This is a genomic window from Actinomadura vinacea (assembly GCF_039532545.1).
Taxonomy (GTDB): Bacteria; Actinomycetota; Actinomycetes; order Streptosporangiales; family Streptosporangiaceae; genus Spirillospora; species Spirillospora vinacea.
Genome location: NZ_BAAARW010000015.1, coordinates 1 through 22,051, shown reverse-complemented (window position 1 = coordinate 22,051; position 22,051 = coordinate 1). Strand labels below are relative to the sequence as shown.

Genomic DNA, 22,051 nt, shown 5'->3' with positions numbered 1-22,051 from the left:
CTCCTTCTGGCTCTTGTGCTGGTTTGTCGCTGTCAGTGTGCGGCCGCGGACTCGAACAGCCGGGCGGGATTGCCCCGCAGCAGGTCCTCGGCGACCTCTCGGGCCATGCCCAGGGCAGCGAGCCGCTGCAGGAACAGGGTCGGTACATAGCGGAAGCCGTTGCCGCCGTACCGGGTGAGCATCCCCTTGAGGAACACGTCGTGGCTCAGCAGGAGCCGGCCCGCGTGCCCCCGTTCGACGAGCCCGCACACGGCGCGGGCCGTCTCGTGGGGAGCCGGGGACTGGCCCTCGCCGGGATACAGGAACGGCATGCCGACCATGTCGAACTCCAGCCAGACCCCGCGGTCGGCCACCGCGTTCTGGTAGTCGGGGTCGTCACCGGAGGGGTCCATGTGGCAGAGGACGACCGCGCCTGGGGACACCCCGTACTCCCCTAGGACGATGTCGAGGACCTCATGCGCACGTCGCCGCCATCCCGGCAGGTGGATGTAGAGGGGAACCCCGGTCTCCCGCTGCGCGCGCGCCGCCGCCCGGAGGGAATGGTGCTCGGCGGGCGTGAAATCCGGAGAGACGCCGATCTCCCCGATCACCCCTGGGGCGATTCCCGTGCCGTCCACGCCGTGCTCGAACTCTGCCACCAGTTCGGCGGCCAGGTCGTGCTCCGGCGTCGCGGCCAGGTGCGGCGGGTGGAAGCGCTCCAGATACCAGCCCGAGCCCATGACGATGCGCAGTCCGCTGTCCTCCGCCAGGGAGCGGAGCACCTGGGGGCTGCGGCCCAGACCGGCCGGGGTGACGTCCACGATCGTGCCCCCGCCGGACGCCGCGAACGCCACCAGGTCCTCCAGCATCGCGCCCGTGTCGTCCAGGACGCAGTGGTCCAGGCACGCGTACGGGTTCTCGCGCAGCAGCCACGCCAGCCCCGGCGAGGTCCTCGCCTCGCGCAGGAACCCCAGCCCGGAGTCGGCGGGCGGGACGACCGCGCCGCGCACGTCGTTCCAGAGGTGCTCGTGGGTCAGGGTGAGACCGAGCCCCGCAGGGGGGACGGGGCCGGTCACGGTCGCCACCGTCATCGGCGTGCGGATCCCTGTCTCGCCGACAGATGCTGGAACAGGTCGGCGAAGGTGCGGCCGCGCAGGTTGATCCAGATCGCGGCGATCAGCACCAGCCCGGTGACGATCGGGGTGAGGAACGGGCTCACCCCCAGCAGCGTCAGCCCGTTGGCGATCACCCCGGTGATCAGCGCGCCGATGATGGTGCCGACCACCGTGCCGCGCCCGCCGAACAGGTTGGTCCCGCCCAGCACGACCGCTGCGATCACGGTCAGCTCGAAGCCCTCGCCGGAGTTGGCCGAGCCGGAGCCCAGCCGGGCCGCGGTGAGGAGGCCCGCCGCGCCCGCCGCCAGCCCGGTCAGCATCAGCGTGACCATCTTGATCCGGTCGGTGTTCACGCCCGCGCGGCGCACCGACTCCTCCTGGGAGCCGATGCCGTTGACGTAGGTGCCGAACCGCGTCTTCGCCAGCAGCACCGCCCCGATCAGCACCACCGCCAGCGCGATCCACGCCAGCACGGAGAAGCCGAGGAACGCGGCCTCGCCGATCTTCGCGACGTACAGCCGCTTGTCGATGGGCACCGAGAAGCCCTGCGTCCACAGCTGCGCGATGCCCCGGATGACCGACATCGTGGCCAGCGTGACGATGAACGGCGGGATCCGCTGGTACGCCGACAGCCAGCCGTTCACCGCGCCCCAGAACAGCCCGGCCGCCAAACCGGCCGCGATGACCAGCGAGGAGTCCCAGCCGGCGCGGAGCAGCTCGGCGGTCGACACGGCCACGAACGCGACGGTGGAGCCGACCGACAGATCGATCTGCCCGGTGCTGATCACGAACGTCATCGCCACCGCCACGATCAGCGTGATCGCGACCTGGGTGGCCAGGTTGGACAGGTTGGTGAAGGTCAGGAAGTTGTCGGAGGCCGCGCCGAAGCCCAGGAACACCGCCACCGTGACCGCGGCCATCGCCACCGTCGCCTTGTTGGCGCGTTCCCACAGACCCGGGTTCGACGCCGTCACCGCGCCCGTGGCCGAAGCGGTCCGCACAGCGCTCACGCGGCCTCGCCCGCTTCCGTGCCCGCGCGGGTGATCATGGCGACCAGCCGCTCGATGTCCAGGTCGGCGACCGCCTCGTCCTCCACGCTGCGGCCCTCGTACATCACGGTGATCCGGTCGCAGACCTCGAACAGGTCCTGCAGCCGGTGGGTGATCAGGATGACTCCGACGCCCTGCGCGGCCACGCGGCGGATCATGCTCAGCACCTGGCGGACCTCGGCGACCGCCAGCGCGGCGGTGGGCTCGTCCAGGATCAGCACCCGGGGCTGGAACGACACCGCCCGCGCGATCGCCACCGCCTGCCGCTGCCCGCCCGACAGGGTCCCGATCTCCTGGTGCGTGGAGCGCACCCGCACGTGCAGGTCGGACAGCATCTCGGCGGCCCTGCGGTGCATCTCGCGGCGGTCGACGAACGGCCCGCGCCGCGGCTCGCGGCCCAGGAACAGGTTGCTGCCGACATCGAGGGTGTCGCACAGCGCCAGGTCCTGGTAGACGATCCCGATCCGCTCGGCCCGGGCGTCGGCGGGGCTGCCGAAGCGGACCTCGCGGCCGGCCACGGCGATCGTGCCGGCGTCGTGCCGCAGCGCGCCCGCCAGCACCTTCATCAGGGTCGACTTCCCGGCCCCGTTGTCGCCGACCAGGCCGAGCACCTCGCCCTCGTGCAGCGTCAGGTCGACGCCGCGCAGGGACTGCACCGCGCCGAACGACTTGGTGATGCCGCGCAGGCTCACCAGCGGCGTGTCACTCATGGCTCACTTCTCCAGGTAGTACAGGTAGTCCCGCACGTTGTCCGGCGTGACGATCTGGGTCGGCACCGGCACGTCCTTGGGCGGGGTGCGGCCGCAGGCCAGGTCGATCGCCGAGTTCATGGCCGCGTAGCCGAACTCGAAAGTGTTCTGCTGGACGACCCCCACGATCCAGCCGGCCCGCAGCCCGTCCACCGCCTGCGTGGACAGGTCCCAGCCCACGACCTTGACGTTCCCGGTGCGCTGCTGGGAGCTGACCGCGGCGGCCAGGCCGACCAGCGCGGGCTCCCCGGTCGCGTACGCGTAGGGCAGGTCGGGGTTGCCGGTGAGCAGGTTCTCGGCCGCGGTCTGGGCGTTCTCCTGGATGTTGCGGCCGTCCACCACCGTCTTGATCTTCATTCCGCGGGCGGTGGCGGTGTCGGTGAAGCCCTTCTGCCGCTCCAGCTGGATGGTGCTGTTGAGCGCGCCGACGATGCCGATGCCGCCCTTGCCTCCGGTCAGCTTCGCCAGGTGCTCGCCGAGCTGCTGCCCGCCCTTGGCGTTGGCGGTGCCGACCTGGGTGGAGACGGCGGGATCGGCCACGGTGGCGTCCACCGCGACGACCGGGATCCCGGCGGCGTGCGCGCGCCGGACGGCGGGCTTGATGCCCTCGGTGTCGACCGCGTCCACGATGATCGCGTCGTACCGGTTGGCGACCAGGTCGTCGATCGCGTTGGCCTGGGTGGTGGAGTCGTCGTTGCCGTTGACGATCTGGACCTGCGCGCCGGCCTTGGCCGCCACCGTCTTGGCCCCGGAGTTGATCTGGTTGAAGAACAGCGCCTGCAGGTTGATCGGGACGATCCCGATCCGGGGCGCCCGGCCCCGCACCTTGCAGCCCTGGGCGACCCGCTTCGGCCCGGGCGGCCCGGCCTGCCGCGCCTTCTTCTCCGCCGCGATCTCCTTGCGGGCCTGGACGTCGCAGCCCACGGTCGCCGAGGCCGCCAGGCCGAGCGCCACCAGGACCGCCACCGTTCGTTTCATCGGCCGGCCTCCTTCGAGAGGGTGTTCAGTACGGCGGTACGGGACGGCAGCCCGTCCCGTGCCCCGGGCCGGGTGCAGGACAGCCCGGCGGCGACGGCGGCGAACCGGGCCGCCTCCGCCGGGGGCGCGCCGCGGTCGAGCTCGGCGGCGTAGCTTCCGGCGAAGCAGTCGCCGGCCCCGGTGGCGTCGACGGTGGTGACGGCGAGCGCCCGGCCGTCGTGCCGCCCGCCGGACGGGGTGAGCAGCGTCCAGCCGCGCGGCCCGTCGGTGACGACCAGGTGGACGCCGTTCGCGGCGGCCGCCGCGGCCAGCTCGGCGTCGTCGCCCAGCAGCCCGGCGGCCTGGGCGCGGCCGACGATCACGTGGTCGGCGACCTGCAGCGCCGCCAGCGCCGCCGCGGCGGTGTCGGCTCCGTCCAGGTCTACCAGCACCGGGAACGGGACCCCGCCGGTGAACGCGGCGGCGGCGTCGGGGAAGCGGTAGCCGTCCAGGTAGAGCAGCCCGGCCCCCGCGCGGGCCGCGGCGCGGACGGTCCCGGCGACGTGCGCGGTGCCGAGGTCGTCGTCCTGGCTGATGATGGAACGTTCCCCGTCGGGGGTGAGCAGGATGACCGAGGTGGTGAGGGTGCCGGTGCGTGCCGTCCAGGAGACGTCGACGCCGTCGCGGGCGAGGGCGTCCAGGAACGCCCCGCTCAGCGCGTCGCCGCCCACGACCCCGGCGAACCGGACCTCGGCGCCGGCCCGGGCGGCGGCCGCGGCGGCGTTGGCGCCCATGCCGCCGTCGCCGCGGTGCAGCCGGGTGGCCTGGACGCGGGCGCCGGCGCCGGGCAGCACGGGGACGCTGACCGTCAGGTCGCTGTTGGCGTAACCGCAGAACACGATCACGGCAGTTCCGCACCGGCCCGGCGGGCGGCCGCGGTCAGCTCGCGGACCTTGGCCGGGTCGACCCGTCCCCACCAGCGGCCGTTGTCCTTGACCGAGGACGCCACGATCACCCCGGCGCAGGCGGGCAGCAGCCCGCCGATGTTGGCGGCGCTGATCCCGGAGCCGATGACCACCGGCAGCACGGTGGCCGCCGCGATGCCCGCCACCTCGTCCAGGGCCGCGGCGTCGCCGGTGCGGGAGCCGGTGGCGATCAGCACGTCGGCGTCGAAGAACTCGGCGTCCTCGGTCTGCTCGGCCAGCGAGCGGTCGGCGACGATGGCGTGCGCGCCGTGCTTGACGTGCACGTCGGCGAACACCTTGACCGGCTTGGCGCCGATCCGGCTGCGATAGCGGGTGGCCCTGGCCGCCTGGCCCTCGATGATGCCCTCGTTGGCGACGTAGGCGTTGGCCCACTGGTTGACCCGGACGAATCCGGCGCCGGCCGCCCACGCGGAGGCGATCGAGCACTCGGCGGCGTTGGACAGCACGCTGACGCCCACTCCCCCGCCCGGGCGGCCGGACGCCGCGGACTCGCGGACCCGGGCGGTGACCACGGCCATCGCGGCGGCGGTCTCGTAGCCGTGCTCGCCGGGCTTGAGGAAGGGGATGTCCCAGTGGTTCTCCACGATCACGCCGTGGCAGCCGTTGCCGAGGTAGCCGCGGGCCTCCTCGACCGCGAACGCGGAGATCTCGTCCAGCGGGACGCCCTCGTAGTGCGGGCTGCCCGGCAGCGGGGGCAGGTGGACGGCGCCGATGACCGCCTTGCCCGTGCCGAACAGCTCCTTGATCGCGTTCGGCTTGGGCGGGAAGACGCCCAGCGTGCGCCCGCTCCCCGGGGTCTCGGTCATTCGCTGCTCCTGTTGCTGTAATCGTTTGCAGTCGAAGTTTGAATGAACCGTAGGTACATATCCCAAGGCCGTCAAGGTCTATACTCGGCACCAATCGAGGTCGGGCGGCGGCGTCCCCGGTGCGCGCCGGTTCAGAGAGGTAAACGATTGCAGCAGCGTCGCGGGGGCAACGGCGGACGGGTCACGATCTCCGAGGTCGCCGAGCGCGCCGGGGTGTCGACCGCGACGGTGTCGCGCGTCCTGTCCGGCCGGGGCCAGGTCTCGGCGGAGATGCGGCGCCGCGTCCAGCACGCCGCCGACGCCCTCGGCTACCAGGTGAACTCCATCGCCCGAGCGCTGCGCAACAGCCGCACCGACACCGTCGGCATGGTCGTCCCGAGCATCACCAACCCGTTCTTCACCTCCCTCGTGGAGAGCGTCGAGCACGCGCTCGGCCGCGACGGCAAAGAACTGTTCCTGTGCGACGCGCAGTCCGACCCCCGGGTCGAGGCGCGGCGGCTGGCCTCGCTCGCGGCGCGCAACGTCGACGGCATCATCGTCAGCCCCAGCCACGGCACCGAGAGCGGGCCGGCCGTCCAGGAGACCGCCGACCGGCTGCCGCTGGTGCAGCTGGACCGGTTCGTCGGCGGCACCGACACCGACTGGGTGGGCGTGGACGACATCGCCGCGATGCGCCAGGTCATCGACCATCTGCACGCGGGCGGCGCCCGCTCGGCCGCCTTCGCCGGGTCGCGGCTCACCAACTCCTCCAGCGAGCAGCGGCTGGAGGGCTTCCGCCGCCGCGCCGCCGACCTCGGCATGGCCGTCCGGGACGAGTGGATCCTGCTCGGCGACTACTCGGTCGAATGGGGCGAGGCCGCCGTGGCCGCGCTCGCCGCCGCACCCGGCGGCCCGCCGGACGCGATCGTGTGCGCCGACGACCTGATCGCGCTCGGCGTCACCCGGGCCTGCCGGGCCCACCGCATCGACGTGCCGGGCCGGGTCCAGGTCACCGGGTTCGACAACATCGAGTTCGCGCGGCTCGGCGAACCCGCGCTGACCACGGTCGACCAGCCGCGCGACCGGATCGCCGCCGAGGCGGTCCGGCTGCTGGCCGCCGCGGCCGGCGATGCCGCACCGGGCCCCCGCGCGCACATCGCGCTGGTGCCCCGGCTGGTGGTCAGGGACAGCACTCGGGCGGGAGGTCCGGAATGAACGACGTCGACCCCGTCGGGCTCGCGCAGCGGCTCGTCCGGCTGGACACCCGCGGGGGCGGGGAACGGCGCGCGGCCGACCTGCTCGCCGACATCCTGGACGGCGCCGGGTTCGAGGTGCGGGTGGACGAGCCGGTCGAGGGCCGCGCCAACCTCGTCGCGCGCCGCGGCCGTCCCGGAATCACCTTCACCGGGCATCTGGACACCGTCCCGGCAGACGAAGCGGAGTGGTCGTTCGACCCGATGAGCGGCGAGATCCGCGACGGGCGGCTGCTGGGACGCGGCGGCAGCGACATGAAGGCCGGGGTGGCCGCCCAGGTCGCGGCGGCCGTACGCGAACGCCCCGACGGCCTCCAGCTGGTCTTCACCTTCGGCGAGGAGACCGGCTGCGACGGTGCCGCGCGGATCGACCCGGCGCTGCTCGATCCGGCCGGGCTGCTGCTGGTGGCGGAGCCGACCGGCAACCGGATCGTGCTGGGCCACAAGGGCGCGCTGTGGCTGCGGGCGACCGCGCGCGGCGTGTCGGCGCACGGCTCGCGGCCCGAGCTTGGCCGCAACGCGATCGCCGGGCTCGCGGCCGCCGCGCTGCGCGTCCACGGGCACGACGCCTGGCCGGAGAGCCCCGCGCACGGCCGGGCCACGGTGAACGTGGGCACCTTCCACTCGGGCGTCCAGCCCAACCTGGTGCCCGACCGCGCCGAGATGCTCCTGGACGTCCGCACGATCCCGGGCTTCGGCTCGGACGAGGCGGTCGCCGAGATCTCCCGGCTGTGCGGGCCCGGCGTCGAGATCGAGCGGGTCCTGGACCTGCCGGGCGTCGCCACCGACCCCGCCGCTCCCGGTCTCGGCGCGGTGCTGGAGACCCTGGTGCCGGGCTCGTCGGCGGAACCGCCCGCGTACGCGACCTACTTCACCGACGCCTCCGTCCTGACGGCCAAGCTGGGCGGCCCGGCCGTGGTCGTGTACGGCCCGGGCGACCCCGACCAGGCGCACGTCACCGACGAGACCTGCTCGGTCGCCAACATCGAGGCGTGCGCCGGCGCCCTCCACCGGCTCCTGCTGTCGCACCGGTGACCACCCGATTTAATGGCGTCCATGCGCGACGACGATGTGCGGACCTGCCTGCGCGTCCTGGAGGAGCTGGCCGCCGCGCCCGACGGCGACCCTGACCTGGAACGGGTGCGGAAGGCGGTCGCCGCGTTCACCAAGCGCACCCGCGAGCGGAGCCGGGCCCTGGAACGGCGCCGCCGCGCCGCCGCCGACGCCGCCGTCCTTGCCGCCACCGCCACCGGCGCCGCCGACCGCGAAGAGGGCGTCCCTGCCGCTCCCCCGGCCGTGGTCGAACGAGCGCGCACGCCGCTCGGCGGCCTGCGGAGCTGCTACGTCTGCAAGGCCCACTTCGCCGAGGCCGACGCCTTCTACCACCGGCTGTGCCCGCCGTGCGCCGAGGAGCACCACGAGCACCGCAACGCCCGCGCCGACCTCGCCGGACGCCGCGCGATCGTCACCGGCGGGCGGGTGAAGGCCGGGTTCGAGCTGGTCCTGAAGATGCTGCGGGACGGCGCCGCCGTCACCGCCGTCACCCGCTTCCCCGCGGACGCGCGCCGCCGGTTCGCCGAGGTGCCCGACCGCGACGCGTGGTGGGACCGGCTCACCCTCACCGGCATGGACCTGCGCGACATCCCCGGCCTCGTCCGCTGGTGCGACGAGCTGAACGCCGCCGGGGAGCCCCTCGACATCCTGGTCAACCTCGCCGCGCAGACCCTGCGGCACCCGCCCGAGTCGTACGCCGCGCTGCTGGCGGGCGAGGGCGCCGCCGCGCCCGCGCTGGCCGCCGGCCCGCCGCCGGTCGCCACCCGGTCGGGAACGCTGGACGTGGCCGGCCTCCTCCCCGACCCGTCCCCGGACAACTCCTGGACCCGGCTGGTGCACGAGATCGACCCGGTCGAGCTCCTGGAAGTGCAGCTCATCAACGTCACCGCGCCGTTCCTGCTGCTGGGACGGCTGCGACCGCTACTGGAGCGCTCCCCGCACCCCCGCCGGTACGTGGTGAACGTGTCCGCCGTCGAGGGCCAGTTCGACCGGCACTGGAAGGGCCCCGAGCATCCGCACACCAACATGGCCAAGGCCGCGCTCAACATGCTGACCCGCACCAGCGCGTCCGAGCTGGCCGCCCGCGGCGTCCACGTCACCAGCGTCGACCCGGGCTGGTTCACCGACCAGCAGCCCGGGCCCGACCGGGAGCGCCGGGCCGCCTCCGGGTTCCGGCCGCCGCTGGACGTCGTCGACGCGGCGGCCCGGATCTACGACCCGATCGTGCGCGGCGAACGCGACGGCGACCCGCCGCACGGCTGCCTGCTCAAGGACTACCGGGCCGCTCCCTGGTGACCGAACCCGCGGTCACGATCAGCTTGCGCAGCGAGCCGACGAAGCCGTCCGCGAGCAGCTTCAGCGCCACCGTCCACGCCTCCGGGCGGCCGCCCAGGTTCTCGTGGACGTGCTCGGCCAACCGCCGCAGCACCCGCGGATCGGGCAGCCCGCCGTCCGTGGGTGCGAGGACCGCGTCGGCGTCCACCTTGGACAGGACGTCGTCTGCGGTGAGCGGCCCCTGCCGCATCAGCTCGACGACCGCTGGACCGTATGCCAGGCCCGGGTCCCAGTGCGACCGCACCCCGGGCCTCCGCAGCCGCCGGACCCGCCCCTGGCCGGTCTCCTCCACGAACACCGGGGACAGGGGCACGTCCCCGGACCGTCCGAGCAGCGCCCTGATCTCCGCGGTCCCCCGCAGCCCGGGCAGCCACAGCGATTCGGCGATCACCTCCAGCGCCTCCTCCGGCACCGTCTGGACCACGAACCCGGCGCTGATCGTGCCCGCGACCAGCCCGTTCCCGGCGACCTTGAGCATGACCTCCGCGCCCGGCCGCGCGCCCCGCGCGCACAGGTCGGCCAGCAACTCGGGGGCGGGATCGGCGATGAGGGCCGCCAGCTCCGGATGGTCCTCGACCATCATCCGGTGCAGTTCCAGGGGGACGTCGGTCCGAAGGGCCATGAACCTCGCGACCCGGTACGGGAAGGGCCGCCGCGGCTCCTCCAGCACAGCGTTCCAGTCCACCCGCGGAACGGAGGCGTGACGGCGGTTCACGACGGTGGGGACCAGCGGCTCACTCCGCCACGGCTCGCAGCCGTCGCTGTCGGCGATCTCGTCGACCGAGCGCAGGAACTCCGGCCTCCGCACCCGTTCCGACAGTTCACGCAGCCGCCGTGCGCCCTCCGGGCTGGTGATCGCGGCCTGCGCGTAGGCGAGCACGCTGGGCTCCGCCTCGCCCGGCCCCCACCGGAGCGCGGGCAGCCGGCCCAGCTCCACCAGCTCGGCGACCTCCTCGTCCCGCCCGGCGTCCAGCAGCGTCCGACAGGCCCGCACGGCCCCGTGCGGGTCGGCGCCCGCGCCGAGGAACCGCAGCGCGTTTCCCGCCAGATCGGGATCGGCCGCGTGCAGCATCGCGTGGTCGAGCGGCTCCTGCCTCCGATGCCCGGCCAGCAGCAGCTCCCGCAGCTCCGCGGGCAACGGCAGGGGCGTGACACCGTCCCGCCGCGAGGTCTGGTGGGCCAGCTGGCGCCGCAGGTTGCGCGGGATGCGGGTCCGCCTGCTCTCGGCGGTCAGCAGCGCCTCGTTGACCTTCGGATCGTCCAGGTCGAGCAGCCGTCCCAGCAGTTCGGACGGTTCGTCACGCAACAGCGCCTGCTTCACCAGCCAGTCGATCTGCCCGGACTTGCGCCCCCGCAGCACCGCCTCCATGACCACCCGGTTGGGCATCCCGTGGCTGTACAAGGCGTGGCGAACGTACTGTTCGGGGAGACGACCGAGCAGCACGTCCACCTCACCGGGCGTGGCGAAACGCAGCAACCCCGCCGTGCAACCGGCGAAGTTGCGCGCCTTGGTGAACGTCTGGCCTTTGCGAAGCTTACGCTGGGGGGTCACAAGGCGAAACCGTACTGAACCCGCCCCGATCACGCGAAACGGTCGGACGCCCCGGGATCAGCCGAAGATCTGCTCGACGCTATCGCCCTTCAGCGCCCGCTGAAACCACCGCTTCAGCTGGTCATAATCCTCACACGAAGTGATCCGCTCCCGCTGCTCCTCCGAGAGCTCCAGCCCGAACTCCGAAAAGTAAATGAGCAGGCAGGAGATTCCGCCCTTGACCATGCCTTTGTAGTACTGGCGCGCATAGTCGCTCTCGGACCACCAGGTGCCCGGCTCCATAATCTGCTCCAGTATCTACTTCGCCACGTCGAACAGAGGCGACGTCACGTCGCCAAGCTCACCGCCTTGGGGTCAGTCGAAGACCTGCTCGACGCTGTCGGCCTCCAGCGCCCGCTGGAACCACCGTTCTATTCGGTCAGGCTCCTCACACGAGGTGATCCGCTCCCGCTGCTCTTCCGAGAGCTCCAGCCCGCGCTGAGACAGGCACATGAGCAGGAGTTTGATCTCGCCTTTGATCTCTCCCCGGACCTCTCCCTCGACCGCTCCCTGCTCCAGGGTCTCCTTCGCCGCGTCGGACAGACGCGACAGGACGGGGGCGGCCCCGTCCCGGGGCGGTGGGACGGGGCCGGGCCGCGCGGGAACCGGGCGCTGGGGGGTTGCCCGCGCGGGGTCTCGCTCAGTGCTTGGCGGCTCCCTCCGCGCCCGCGCCGGTGAGGGAGCGGACCTCTATCTCGGCGTACTTGGCGGCGTTGGACTCCTTGCTCAGCACGGTGCCGAGCCAGCCGCACAGGAAGCCGAACGGGATGGAGACGATGCCCGGGTTCTCCAGCGGGAACCAGCTGAAGTCGGCGCCGGTGAACAGGGCCTTCTCCGAACCGGACACGACCGGAGAGAAGATCACCAGGAGGATCGCCGAGCCGAGGCCGCCGTAGATGGCGGCGACCGCGCCGGCGGTGTTGAACCGCCTCCAGAACAGGCTGTAGAGGATGGCGGGCAGGTTCCCGGATGCGGCGACCGCGAAGGCGAGGGCGACCAGGAAGGCCACGTTCAGGCGCTGGGCGTAGATGCCCAGGACGATCGCGACGGCGCCGATGACCAGGGCGGAGATGCGGGCGACGCGGACCTCGTCGCGCTCGGTGGCCTTGCCCTTCTTGATCACGTGCGCGTACAGGTCGTGCGCGAACGACGACGAGGAGGCCAGGGTCAGCCCGGCCACGACCGCGAGGATGGTGGCGAAGGCGACGGCGGCGATGACGGCCAGCAGGATGGTGCCGCCCGCCTCGCCGAAGACCAGTTCCCCGATGCGCTGGGCGAGCTGCGGTGCCGCGGTGTTGCCCGCCGGGTTGGCGGCGGCGATGTCCTTGGTGCCGACCAGCGCGGCGGCGCCGAAGCCCAGCACCAGGGTGAGCAGGTAGAACGCGCCGATGATGCCGATCCCCCACAGCACCGACTTGCGGGCGTCGCGGGCGGTCGGGACGGTGTAGAAGCGGATCAGGATGTGCGGCAGCCCGGCCGTGCCCAGCACCAGCGCCAGGCCCAGGCTGATCAGGTCGAGCTTGCCGGTCAGGCCCTGCGCCTCGGTGGCGTACCGGAGGCCGGGCTCCAGGAACGCGCCGGACTTGCCGCTCTGCTGGGCGGCGTCGCGCAGCAGGGTGGAGAGGTTGAACCCGAACTCGCCCAGGACCAGGACGGTCACCAGGGTCGCGCCGCCCATGAGCAGCACGGCCTTGACGATCTGCACCCAGGTGGTGCCCTTCATCCCGCCGACCACCACATAGATGATCATGAGGGTGCCGACCAGGACGATGGTGGCGGCCTTGGCGAAGTCGCCGGTGAAGCCGAACAGCAGCGCGACCAGGGCGCCGGCGCCGACCATCTGGGCCAGCAGGTAGAAGATCGACACGGCGATGGTGGAGACGCCGGCCGCGGTGCGGACGGGCCGCGGGCTCATCCGGAACGCCAGCACGTCGGCCATCGTGAACCGGCCGGAGTTCCGCAGCAGCTCGGCGACCAGGAGCAGGGCCACCAGCCAGGCGACCAGGAAGCCGATCGAGTACAGGAAGCCGTCGTAGCCGTACAGCGCGATCAGCCCGGCGATGCCCAGGAACGAGGCGGCGGACATGTAGTCGCCGCCGATGGCCAGGCCGTTCTGCACGCCGGAGAACGAGCGGCCGCCGGCGTAGAAGTCGGTGGCGTCCTTGGTGTTCCGGCTGGCCCAGACGGTGATGACCAGGGTGCCGGCAACGAACGCCAGGAACAGGACGATCGCCAGGGTCTCGTGGCTCATCGGGCGTCCTCCGCCTCGATCGCGGTGCGCACCTCATCGGCGAGCGGGTCCAGGCTGCGCTCGGCGTGCCGCGCGTACAGCCAGGCGATGAGGAAGGTCGACACGAACTGCAGCAACCCGAAGACCAGCGCCACGTTGATGAAGCCGACGACCTGGGTGCCCATGAAGTCGCGCGCCCAGCCCGACATGACGACGTACAGCAGGTACCAGGCGAGGAACGCGGCGGTCATCGGGAACGCGAAGCGGCGGAACCTGCGCCGCAGCTCCTGGAACTCGGTACTGCCCTGGAACCGTTCGTAGACGGTGCCGGGGGTGCGGTGTTCGACGGACACGACCCCTCCTTGGTTGTGACGCCGGTCACGCGCCACCGTAAGAGCCGTGGTCGGGACGGGCGAGGGGCGCGGCGCCGGGCTGCGGCCAGGCGCCGTTCACCGGCGCCTGGCCGCTCGTCGCGTCGACGAACGGTCCTCCTGGCGCGGTGAACGGCGACCGGTTTGCTGGGATTCAGACCCGTTTGGGGCGCCATGTCCCCCGGTCGACGTCCAGCGACTCGGGGGTGTGCAGCCGCACCATCATCCGTCCCACGCCCGGCGGCACCCGGCCGGGCGTGCACCAGGAGACGACGATCATGACGGCGAACGCGACCGGGACGGTCCACGCGGCGGGCTGGGCCAGCAGCGCCCCCGGCAGCCCGTCCGGCGGCCCGGCGGCGATGGTGACGGCCACCGCCGCGCCCGCCAGCGCGCCGCCGGTGACCAGCCCGGCCAGCGCGCCCGGCACGGTCAGCCGCCGCCACCACACCCCCAGCACCAGCAGCGGGCAGAAGGTGGAGGCCGCGACCGCGAACGCCAGCCCGACCACGTCGGCGACGGCCAGCGAGCGGGCCGCGATCGCCCAGCCCAGCGGCACGGCCAGGGCCAGCAGCGTCGCGGCCCGGAACGAGCGGATCCCGCCGCGCAGGATGTCCTGGGCGAGCACCCCGGCGACCGAGACGGTGATCCCCGAGGAGGTGGACAGGAACGCCGCGACCGCGCCGCCGGTCACCAGCGCGCCGAGCAGGTCGCCGCCGAGCCCGCCGACGAGCCGCCCGGGGAGGGTGAGGACGACGGCGTCGGTGCGCCCGGTCATCAGCAGCTCGGGCGTGTAGAGGCGGCCGAGCGAGCCGTACAAGGCGGGCAGCAGGTAGAACGCGCCGAGCAGCGACAGCACCAGGACGGTGGTGCGGCGCGCGGCCCTGCCGTCGGGGTTGGTGTAGAAGCGCACCAGGACGTGCGGGAGGCCCATCGTGCCCAGGAACGTGGCGAGGATCAGCGAGTAGGTGGCGTAGAGGGAGTGGTCGCGGCCGGCCAGCGGCATCGCCCACTCCCGGTCGGTGCGGCTGGGCGTCCCGGTCACGTGCGGCACGTCGGCGCCGGCCGGGAAGGTGAGCGTCGTGTCCTTCTCCACCCGGTGCCGGCCGGGCGTCAGGGTGAGCGCGGCGCGGTCGTGGGCGCGGCCGTCCACCCGGCCGTCCGCGGTCACCCGGACGGGCATGACGACCTCGACCGTGACGGCGGCGCCGACGGACACGGCGGTGCGGTCGGCGAAGCGGGGCGGGGCGTCGCGGGACGACAGTCCGGGCGCCCCGTCGTACCGCCAGGCCAGCAGCAGGAAGATCAGCGGGACGGCCAGGGCGGTGAGCTTCAGCCAGTACTGGAACGCCTGGACCATGGTGATGCTGCGCATCCCGCCGACCAGCACGTTGACCGCGACGACCACGGCGATCAGCACGCCGCCCGTCCACAGCGGCGCGCCCACGACCGTGCGCAGCACCAGCCCGGCGCTCTGGAACTGCGGCAGCAGGTACAGCCATCCGATCAGCACGACCAGCACGCTGGTGACGCGGCGGACGGTCATCGACTCCAGCCGCGCCTCGGCGAAGTCGGGCAGCGTGTAGGCGCCGGAGCGGCGCAGCGGCGCCGACACCAGCACCAGCAGGACCAGGTAGCCGCCGGTCCAGCCGACCGGGAGCCACAGCATGTCGGCGCCGTAGGCCAGGATCAGCCCGGCGATGCCGAGGAACGAGGCGGCCGAGAGGTACTCGCCGCCGATCGCCGAGGCGTTGCGCAGCGGGGTGACGGTGCGGGAGGCGACGTAGAAGTCGGAGGTGGTGCGGGAGATGCGCAGCCCGAGGGTGCCGACGAGGACGGTGGCCGCGACGACCAGTACCACCCCGGCGAGCCCGTACGCGGCGGTCATCGGCGGTCAGCGGTCTTCGCCGGGCGCACGGTCGACCAGTTCGGCGAAGTCCCGTTCGTTGCGCTCGGCCTGGCGGACGTACCACCAGCCGCAGACGACGAACCAGGGGTAGACGAGCCCGGCCAGCACCACCCAGGCCAGCGGCAGCCCGAGCGGCCGCTGGACGCGCAGGTCGGGGAACAGCGCGAACAGCGCGGGCAGTCCGAACACGACGGCGGCCAGCACCAGGCAGAGCCGTACCGCCAGGCGCAGCTGAGCGCGGACGAGGGAGCGCATGTACGCCTCGCCGAGGCCGGTCTGCTCGTCGATCTCGCGGGTGACCGGGTAGCGGGGGCGGCGGGCGGCGCGGGTGCGCGGGCCGGTCACCAGGACCCGGCCCGGCGCGGGACCGTCCGGGCCGGCCGGACCGCCGGACGGGGCTTCGGCGCGCGGGTCCCGCGGCTCGCCGCTCATCGGGACCGCCTCGCGGTGCGCACCAGCAGGTCGCGCAGTTCGCGCACGTGCCGCCGGCTGACCGGCAGCTCGGCGCCGCCGACCAGGATCGTGCAGCGGCCCGAGTCCAGCCGCAGCTCCTCGATCGCCGACAGCGCGACCAGGTGGCTGCGGTGCACCCGGACGAAGCCGGCCGCGCGCCACCGCTCCTCCAGCGCGGCCAGCGGGATGCGGACCAGGTGGCTGCCGCCGCCGGGGGTGTGCAGGCGGGCGTAGTCGCCCTGCGCCTCGACGTACAGGACCTCGGCGGGGGCGACGAACCGGGTGACCCCGCCCAGCTCGACCGGCATCGGCTCCGGCTCGGCGGGACGGCTCCCGGCACCGGCCGGCGCGATGCCGGCACCAAGGCCGGCCAGGTCGGCGCTTTCGGAGACCCGCCGGATCGCCTCGGCCAGCCGTTCGGGCCGGACCGGCTTGAGGATGTAGTCGGTCGCCTTGATCTCGAACGCGTCGACGGCGTGGCCCTCGTACGCGGTGACGTAGACGATGTGCGGCGCCCTGGCGAACTGCGCCAGCACCCGTCCGAGGACGGTGCCGTCCAGGCCGGGCATCCGGATGTCGAGGAAGACCGCGGCGATCGGGCGTCCCTCCGCCAGGGCGCGGTCGAGCCGGCGCAGCGCCGCGGCGCCGTCCCGGGCCGTGTCGACCTCGCCGATCCGCGGGTCGGCGCGCAGCAGATGGACGAGGTCGTCCAGGGCGGGCGCCTCGTCATCCACCGCCAGGACACGCAGGCCCACCACACCGTCCTCCCTGTGCCGCACGCCACATTCCATTCAATGGCCGCCCACGAGTCAAGCGCCCGGCCCTTCGAGCCGCCTCCGCGGCCTCATGAGGCTGTGACGCCCGGACGGTACTTCGGCACCCGGAGGGTGACCTTGGTGCCCGCGCCGGGGCCGGTCTCCACGGCCAGCCCGTACTCGTCGCCGTACACCTGGCGGAGCCGGTCGTCGACGTTGGCCAGGCCGATTCCGGCCGCCTCCCCGTCGCCGTGCCCGCCACTGTGCGGGGCCTCGCCGGACGCGCGGTCCGCCCCCGCCAGCAGGCGCCGCACGCCATCGGGGTCCATGCCGATCCCGTCGTCCTCCACGCTGATCACGCAGTCGGACCCGGCGTCCTCGGCCACGATCGTGATCACGCCGGGCGCGGCGCGGTCCTGGAGCCCGTGCCGGACGGCGTTCTCCACCAGCGGTTGCAGGCACAGGAACGGCACCGCGACCGGCAGCACCTCCGGCGCGATCCGCAGCGTCACCCGCAGCCGCTCGCCGAACCGGGCCCGCTGCAGCAGCAGGTACCGGTCGATGGACCGCAGTTCCTCGGCCAGCGTCGTGAAGTCGCCGTGCCGCCGGAACGAGTAGCGGGTGAACCCGGCGAACTCCAGCAGCAGCTCGCGCGCCCGCTCCGGGTCGCTGCGGACGAACGAGGCGATCGTGGTCAGCGAGTTGTAGATGAAGTGCGGCGAGATCTGCGCCCGCAGCGCCCGCATCTCCGCCTCCATCAGCAGCGTCCGGGACCGGTCGAGGTCGGCCAGCTCGAGCTGCGCGTCCACCCACTGGGCGACCTCCTCGGCGGCGCGGAGCAGCCCGGCCGGGACCTCGTCGCCGTAGGCCGCCAGGGTGCCGACGACCCGCTCGTCGGTGGTCAGCGGCACCACCACGACCCGGCGGATCGGGCAGTCGAGCAGGTCGCACCCGACGTCCTGCACGTGCGTGCGGCCGTTTCCCAGGGTGGACTCGGTGTGCCCGAGCACCTCGCCGGCATGGTGCTCGTGCGCGCCGTCCCAGGCCAGCAGCCGCTCGCCGTCGGTGATCGCCAGCGCGGCGGAGCCGAGCAGCGCGCGCAGGTGCCGGGCGGCCTTCTGCGCGCCCTGCTCGGTCAGCCCGGCGCGCAGCGCGGGCGCGGCCCGCGAGGCGGTGTGCAGCGTCTCGAACGTCGCGCGCCGCACGGGCCCGCCCAGATCGCCGCCGCGCCCGCGGAACCGCCACCACAGGACGGCCGGCACCCAGGTGAGCACCAGCGTCCCGATCACGGCGAGCAGCACGTCCATCCCGTCAAGCTACGCCGCCCGGAGGTCAGCGCGGCAGTGCTCCGTGCCGGAGCCGTTCCAGCCTCTCCTGCCCGCCCTCCTTCTGGATGCGCAGGGTGGCGGCGCGGTCCGGATAGCAGCGCGTGAACATGTCGGTGAAGTACGTCCCGTAGTGGACGGCGTCGCCCGCGGGGTCGTCCAAGGGACGCAGCACCGTCTCGAACCCGGGCTCGTGGACGTAGATCAGCGCGTACCGCTCGCGATCGGCCAGGGCGATCTTGTGCGGTGCCGACCGCAGGCGCCCGCCGGTCAGGAACTGCATGATGTCCCCGGGGAACACGGTGAGGACGCCCGGCGCGGGCCGCACGAGGCCCCAGGGCTCGTGCTCGTCCATCACCGCGCCGCCCTCGGCCTCCGGCAGGTCGCGCGGCCGCGCCTCCCCTGGCACGGGGGGACGGACGTAGAGGCCGCCCGCCTCGTCCTGGGCCGCGATGGCCACCAGGCCGTAGCCGGTGTGCGCGCCGACGCCGCGCCGGGCGTGCGCCGACCGGGCGGGGACGCGCAGCACCCGCATGTGGTGCCAGCCGTCGCGGGTCAGCCGGGACAGCCCGTCCATCGCGGGCAGCCCGAGCCCGAGCGCGACCAGCCGCAGCAGCCGCTCGCCGATGCCTCCGGCCACGTCCATGAACGCCCGCATGGCCAGCCGGTATTCGAGGTCGGGCCAGGGCACGGGCCCGTGGCAGGGCCACCCCTCGCGGACCCGGGCGTCCCCGGCCGGAACGTCCTTGCACACGGTGAAGCTCTCGGAGCGGTCGGCCTCGACCGCGGCGCCCTCCCCGCCGCGCACCAGGTACCCGCTGTAGGACAGGTCGCTGACGTGCCGGGCCTTGTACTCCAGCGGCAGCGAGAAGAACCGCCGCCCCGCCGCCATCGCGGTCACGATCCGCTGCGCCTGGACGGCGTCCGCGGCGACCTGGAAGATCCCGTCCGCCCGCCAGGCCGCGATCATGGCGCGGCCCAGATCCAGGTCGGACGGCGTCCCGCGCACGGTCGCCGGAAGATGAAAGGTCATCAGGTCGGCCATGTCGGGATCCCTTCCTTGGGGGGTGGCACGGTTCCCGCCGCTGCCGTTGTCTCCTGCCATCTACGCGCAGGAAGGGGCGCCGCGTCACCCCTTGCCGCGGCGTCCTGCGGCCAGCGAGCCCGGTGCGTCGTCCAACGGGCGGCCGGACCGTCCAGCGGCGGCGCGGATGCGCCCATCGGTAAGCGATCGCCATCGATTGCTCTGCTCTTCCGGTGGCTCCCGAGCAGACCGCCGCGGCGCTGCGCCAGGTGGCCCGCGGCCTGAACGCGCTGGCGGACGCGATCTCCCCGCCCCGGGCTCCTCGGCTTTCCGCGCTGAAGCCCTCCCGCCCTGACGGGCCCTCAGGACGAACCGTCCTCCAGTCGGGCGATGATCGGCATGAGCAGCTCGTTCAGATCGCCGACCATCACCACCAGGGCACGGTGCGCCGCCTCGGGCACCTTCCGATCCGGCCCTTCTGGAGCGGCCGGGAGGCGGTCGAGCGGCAGCGGGGCGTCCACCCGGAGGGTCGCGCGCAGGTGCGGCGCCTTGGCCAGGTCCTGCTCGGCAGGCTCGACGAACTGGCCGAAGATCTCGGGCCAGCCCTGCCAGCCGCGGTCGCGCCACCAGTCGCGCGCGGCGGTGAGCGGCGCGGGCGGCGGCGACACCAGCGTCACCCTGGCGGTCAGCGAGCCGTCCCAGGTGTTGCGGACGCACGTCGCCGACAGGATCCGCCGGTGCCAGCGCACGAACCCCGGCTCCATGATCGGCGGGGTGGCCACCCGCCAGGCGGCGCAGCAGAACGCGACCGGGGCGATGTCGCCCCAGGCGCCGTCGAACTCCCCGATGCTCTCCCAGAGCCGCTCCACGTAGCGGCCCGCGTCGCCGCGGGCGCGCTCCCGGTCGTAGCGCTCGTCGATCCAGAACGCCTGTCGCCCGGCCATGTCGGACCGTCCTCCGCGGGTCAGAGCGAGGTGATCCCGGCGGCGGGCGGGACGTCCGGGACGGTGGACGGCCTGGGCACGCCCTTGAAGGTGAACTCGGCCTCTTCGCCCTCGCCCCGGGTGCCGACGATGACGATCTGGCCGGCCTTGACCTCGTTGTAGAGGATCTTCTCCGAGAGCTGGTCCTCGATCTCGCGCTGGATCGTGCGGCGCAGCGGCCGCGCGCCCAGCACCGGGTCGTACCCGCGCTCGGCCAGCAGGTCCTTGGCCTCCTGCCGCAGCTCGATCCCCATGTCCCGGTCCTTGAGCCGCTCGTCCACCTTGGCGATCATCAGATCCACGATCTGGATGATCTCCTTCGGCGTCAGCTGGTGGAACACCACCGTGTCGTCCACCCGGTTCAGGAACTCCGGCCTGAAGTGCTGCTTGAGCTCCTCGTTGACCTTGGCCTTCATCCGCTCGTACGAGCCCTGCTCGTCGTTGGCGCGGGCGAAGCCCAGCGACTGCCCCTTGGAGATGTCCCGCGTCCCCAGGTTCGTCGTCATGATGATCACGGTGTTCTTGAAGTCCACCACCCGGCCCTGGGCGTCGGTCAGCCGACCGTCCTCCAGGATCTGCAGCAGCGAGTTGAAGATGTCGGAGTGCGCCTTCTCGATCTCGTCGAACAGCACCACCGAGAACGGCTTGCGCCGCACCTTCTCGGTCAGCTGACCGCCCTCCTCGTACCCGACGTAGCCGGGCGGGGAGCCGAACAGCCGCGAGACGGTGTGCTTCTCCATGAACTCCGACATGTCCAGCTGGATCAGCGCGTCCTCGTCCCCGAACAGGAACTCCGCAAGGGTCTTGGACAGCTCGGTCTTACCCACACCCGACGGGCCCGCGAAGATGAACGAACCGCCCGGACGCTTGGGATCCTTCAACCCCGCCCGCGTCCGCCGGATCGACTGCGACAGGGCCTTGATCGCCTCTTCCTGGCCGATGACGCGCTTGTGCAGCTCGTCCTCCATGCGCAGGAGCCGCGACGACTCCTCCTCGGTGAGCTTGAAGACCGGGATGCCGGTCGCGGTGGCCAGGACCTCGGCGATCAGCTCCTCGGTCACCTCGGCCACGACGTCCATGTCGCCGGCCTTCCACTCCTTCTCCCGCTGCGCCTTCTGCGCCAGGAGCTGCTTCTCGCCGTCCCGGAGCGAGGCCGCCGTCTCGAAGTCCTGGGCATCGATCGCGGACTCCTTCTCCAGCCGGACGCCCGCTATCCGCTCGTCGTACTCGCGCAGGTCCGGCGGCGCGGTCATGCGCCGGATCCGCATCCGCGACCCGGCCTCGTCGATCAGGTCGATCGCCTTGTCCGGCAGGAACCGGTCGGAGATGTAGCGGTCGGCCAGCTGCGCCGCCGCGACCAGCGCCCCATCGGTGATGGAGACCCGGTGGTGGGCCTCGTACCGGTCGCGCAGACCCTTGAGGATCTCGATGGTGTGCGACAACGTCGGCTCGGCCACCTGGATCGGCTGGAACCGCCGCTCCAGCGCCGCGTCCTTCTCCAGGTACTTGCGGTACTCGTCCAGCGTCGTCGCACCGATCGTCTGCAGCTCGCCCCGCGCGAGAGGGGGCTTCAGGATCGACGCCGCGTCGATCGCGCCCTCGGCGGCGCCCGCGCCCACGAGGGTGTGCAGCTCGTCGATGAACAGGATGATGTCACCCCGGGTGCGGATCTCCTTGAGCACCTTCTTCAGGCGCTCCTCGAAATCACCCCGGTAGCGCGAACCCGCCACCAGCGCACCCAGATCCAGGGTGTACAGGTGCTTGTCCTTGAGCGTCTCGGGGATGTCACCCTTGACGATCTTCTGCGCCAGCCCCTCGACCACGGCGGTCTTGCCCACACCGGGCTCGCCGACCAGGACCGGGTTGTTCTTGGTACGGCGGGACAGCACCTGCATGACCCGCTCGATCTCCTTGTCCCGACCGATCACCGGATCCAGCTTGCCCTCACGAGCGGCCTGCGTCAGATTCCGCCCGAACTGGTCGAGCACAAGGGACGTCGACGGCGCCGCCTCCGACGGAACACCCGGCGCAGCGGACTCCTTGCCCTGGTAACCGTGCAGCAACTGGATGACCTGCTGCCGCACACGGTTCAGATCGGCACCCAGCTTCACCAGCACCTGGGCCGCCACACCCTCACCCTCACGGATCA

The 22,051-nt window shown here is 72.8% G+C and carries 21 protein-coding genes; 3 read left to right on the top strand and 18 right to left on the bottom strand.

Features of this window, described 5'->3' with window-relative positions:
• Positions 1 to 32 precede the first annotated feature (32 nt).
• Genes ABD340_RS20805 through ABD340_RS20780 form a run of 6 tightly spaced genes read right to left on the bottom strand, consistent with a single transcriptional unit; the run spans position 33 to position 5,641 of the window.
• A complete protein-coding gene (locus ABD340_RS20805; protein WP_344590873.1) occupies positions 33 to 1,070 on the bottom strand; it encodes a phosphotriesterase family protein in 1,038 nt (345 codons plus the stop codon).
• Positions 1,067 to 2,104: an ABC transporter permease gene (locus tag ABD340_RS20800; protein WP_344590872.1), complete on the bottom strand. Its 1,038-nt coding sequence runs from the start codon at positions 2,102 to 2,104 to the stop codon at positions 1,067 to 1,069. The genes ABD340_RS20805 and ABD340_RS20800 overlap by 4 nt, the downstream gene beginning before the upstream one ends.
• Positions 2,101 to 2,853, bottom strand: coding sequence for an ATP-binding cassette domain-containing protein (locus tag ABD340_RS20795; protein WP_344590870.1), 753 nt, complete (start codon positions 2,851 to 2,853; stop codon positions 2,101 to 2,103). Before ABD340_RS20795 ends, ABD340_RS20800 begins: the two co-directional genes overlap by 4 nt.
• A gap of 3 nt (positions 2,854 to 2,856) precedes the next feature.
• Positions 2,857 to 3,870, bottom strand: coding sequence for a substrate-binding domain-containing protein (locus ABD340_RS20790; RefSeq protein WP_344590869.1), 1,014 nt, complete (start codon positions 3,868 to 3,870; stop codon positions 2,857 to 2,859).
• Positions 3,867 to 4,754: a carbohydrate kinase family protein gene (locus ABD340_RS20785; protein ID WP_344590867.1), complete on the bottom strand. Its 888-nt coding sequence runs from the start codon at positions 4,752 to 4,754 to the stop codon at positions 3,867 to 3,869. The genes ABD340_RS20790 and ABD340_RS20785 overlap by 4 nt, the downstream gene beginning before the upstream one ends.
• The gene (locus ABD340_RS20780) at positions 4,751 to 5,641 is read right to left on the bottom strand and encodes a BtpA/SgcQ family protein (protein WP_344590865.1); all 891 of its coding nucleotides are present in this window, start codon (positions 5,639 to 5,641) and stop codon (positions 4,751 to 4,753) included. Before ABD340_RS20780 ends, ABD340_RS20785 begins: the two co-directional genes overlap by 4 nt.
• A gap of 147 nt (positions 5,642 to 5,788) precedes the next feature.
• Here ABD340_RS20780 and ABD340_RS20775 point away from each other — a divergent pair, with 147 nt between their 5' ends.
• The 3 genes from ABD340_RS20775 to ABD340_RS20765 are packed head-to-tail and all read left to right on the top strand — an operon-like array spanning position 5,789 to position 9,222.
• Complete coding sequence (locus ABD340_RS20775; protein ID WP_344590863.1) at positions 5,789 to 6,835, top strand: LacI family DNA-binding transcriptional regulator; 1,047 nt, start codon at positions 5,789 to 5,791, stop codon at positions 6,833 to 6,835.
• Positions 6,832 to 7,908 carry a M20 family metallopeptidase gene (locus ABD340_RS20770; RefSeq protein WP_344590862.1) on the top strand — a complete coding sequence of 359 codons (1,077 nt, stop codon included), beginning with the start codon at positions 6,832 to 6,834 and terminating at the stop codon, positions 7,906 to 7,908. Before ABD340_RS20775 ends, ABD340_RS20770 begins: the two co-directional genes overlap by 4 nt.
• Positions 7,909 to 7,929: 21 nt before the next feature.
• On the top strand, positions 7,930 to 9,222 hold the full coding sequence (locus ABD340_RS20765; protein ID WP_344590861.1) for an SDR family NAD(P)-dependent oxidoreductase: 1,293 nt from the start codon (positions 7,930 to 7,932) through the stop codon (positions 9,220 to 9,222).
• Here ABD340_RS20765 and ABD340_RS20760 read toward each other — a convergent pair.
• From ABD340_RS20760 to ABD340_RS20705, 12 genes are all read right to left on the bottom strand, one after another.
• Positions 9,194 to 10,813 (bottom strand): hypothetical protein, encoded by a 1,620-nt coding sequence (locus ABD340_RS20760; RefSeq protein ID WP_344590860.1) that lies wholly within the window; start codon positions 10,811 to 10,813, stop codon positions 9,194 to 9,196. The genes ABD340_RS20765 and ABD340_RS20760 overlap by 29 nt on opposite strands.
• Before the next feature lie 57 nt (positions 10,814 to 10,870).
• Positions 10,871 to 11,095: a hypothetical protein gene (locus tag ABD340_RS20755; protein ID WP_344590858.1), complete on the bottom strand. Its 225-nt coding sequence runs from the start codon at positions 11,093 to 11,095 to the stop codon at positions 10,871 to 10,873.
• A 72-nt stretch (positions 11,096 to 11,167) separates the two neighbouring features.
• Positions 11,168 to 11,305 (bottom strand): hypothetical protein, encoded by a 138-nt coding sequence (locus tag ABD340_RS20750; RefSeq protein ID WP_344590856.1) that lies wholly within the window; start codon positions 11,303 to 11,305, stop codon positions 11,168 to 11,170.
• 187 nt (positions 11,306 to 11,492) lie between these two features.
• Positions 11,493 to 13,103 carry a solute symporter family protein gene (locus ABD340_RS20745; protein ID WP_344590854.1) on the bottom strand — a complete coding sequence of 537 codons (1,611 nt, stop codon included), beginning with the start codon at positions 13,101 to 13,103 and terminating at the stop codon, positions 11,493 to 11,495.
• On the bottom strand, positions 13,100 to 13,435 hold the full coding sequence (locus ABD340_RS20740; protein ID WP_344590853.1) for a DUF485 domain-containing protein: 336 nt from the start codon (positions 13,433 to 13,435) through the stop codon (positions 13,100 to 13,102). The genes ABD340_RS20745 and ABD340_RS20740 overlap by 4 nt, the downstream gene beginning before the upstream one ends.
• 172 nt (positions 13,436 to 13,607) lie before the next feature.
• Complete coding sequence (locus tag ABD340_RS20735; protein ID WP_344590851.1) at positions 13,608 to 15,341, bottom strand: sodium/solute symporter; 1,734 nt, start codon at positions 15,339 to 15,341, stop codon at positions 13,608 to 13,610.
• A gap of 6 nt (positions 15,342 to 15,347) precedes the next feature.
• A complete protein-coding gene (locus tag ABD340_RS20730; RefSeq protein ID WP_344590849.1) occupies positions 15,348 to 15,794 on the bottom strand; it encodes a DUF485 domain-containing protein in 447 nt (148 codons plus the stop codon).
• Entirely contained in the window at positions 15,791 to 16,573 is a 783-nt protein-coding gene (locus ABD340_RS20725; protein ID WP_344590984.1) for a LytR/AlgR family response regulator transcription factor, read from the bottom strand. The genes ABD340_RS20730 and ABD340_RS20725 overlap by 4 nt, the downstream gene beginning before the upstream one ends.
• Positions 16,574 to 16,659: 86 nt before the next feature.
• Entirely contained in the window at positions 16,660 to 17,877 is a 1,218-nt protein-coding gene (locus tag ABD340_RS20720) for a sensor histidine kinase (RefSeq protein ID WP_344590848.1), read from the bottom strand.
• Positions 17,878 to 17,902: 25 nt separating this feature from the next.
• Positions 17,903 to 18,940: a 2-oxoglutarate and iron-dependent oxygenase domain-containing protein gene (locus ABD340_RS20715; RefSeq protein ID WP_344590846.1), complete on the bottom strand. Its 1,038-nt coding sequence runs from the start codon at positions 18,938 to 18,940 to the stop codon at positions 17,903 to 17,905.
• A 341-nt stretch (positions 18,941 to 19,281) separates the two neighbouring features.
• Entirely contained in the window at positions 19,282 to 19,863 is a 582-nt protein-coding gene (locus ABD340_RS20710; RefSeq protein WP_344590845.1) for a hypothetical protein, read from the bottom strand.
• Between the two features lie 20 nt (positions 19,864 to 19,883).
• Positions 19,884 to 22,051, bottom strand: a 2,168-nt coding sequence (locus tag ABD340_RS20705; RefSeq protein ID WP_344590843.1) for an ATP-dependent Clp protease ATP-binding subunit, incomplete at its 5' end; no start/stop codon positions are given.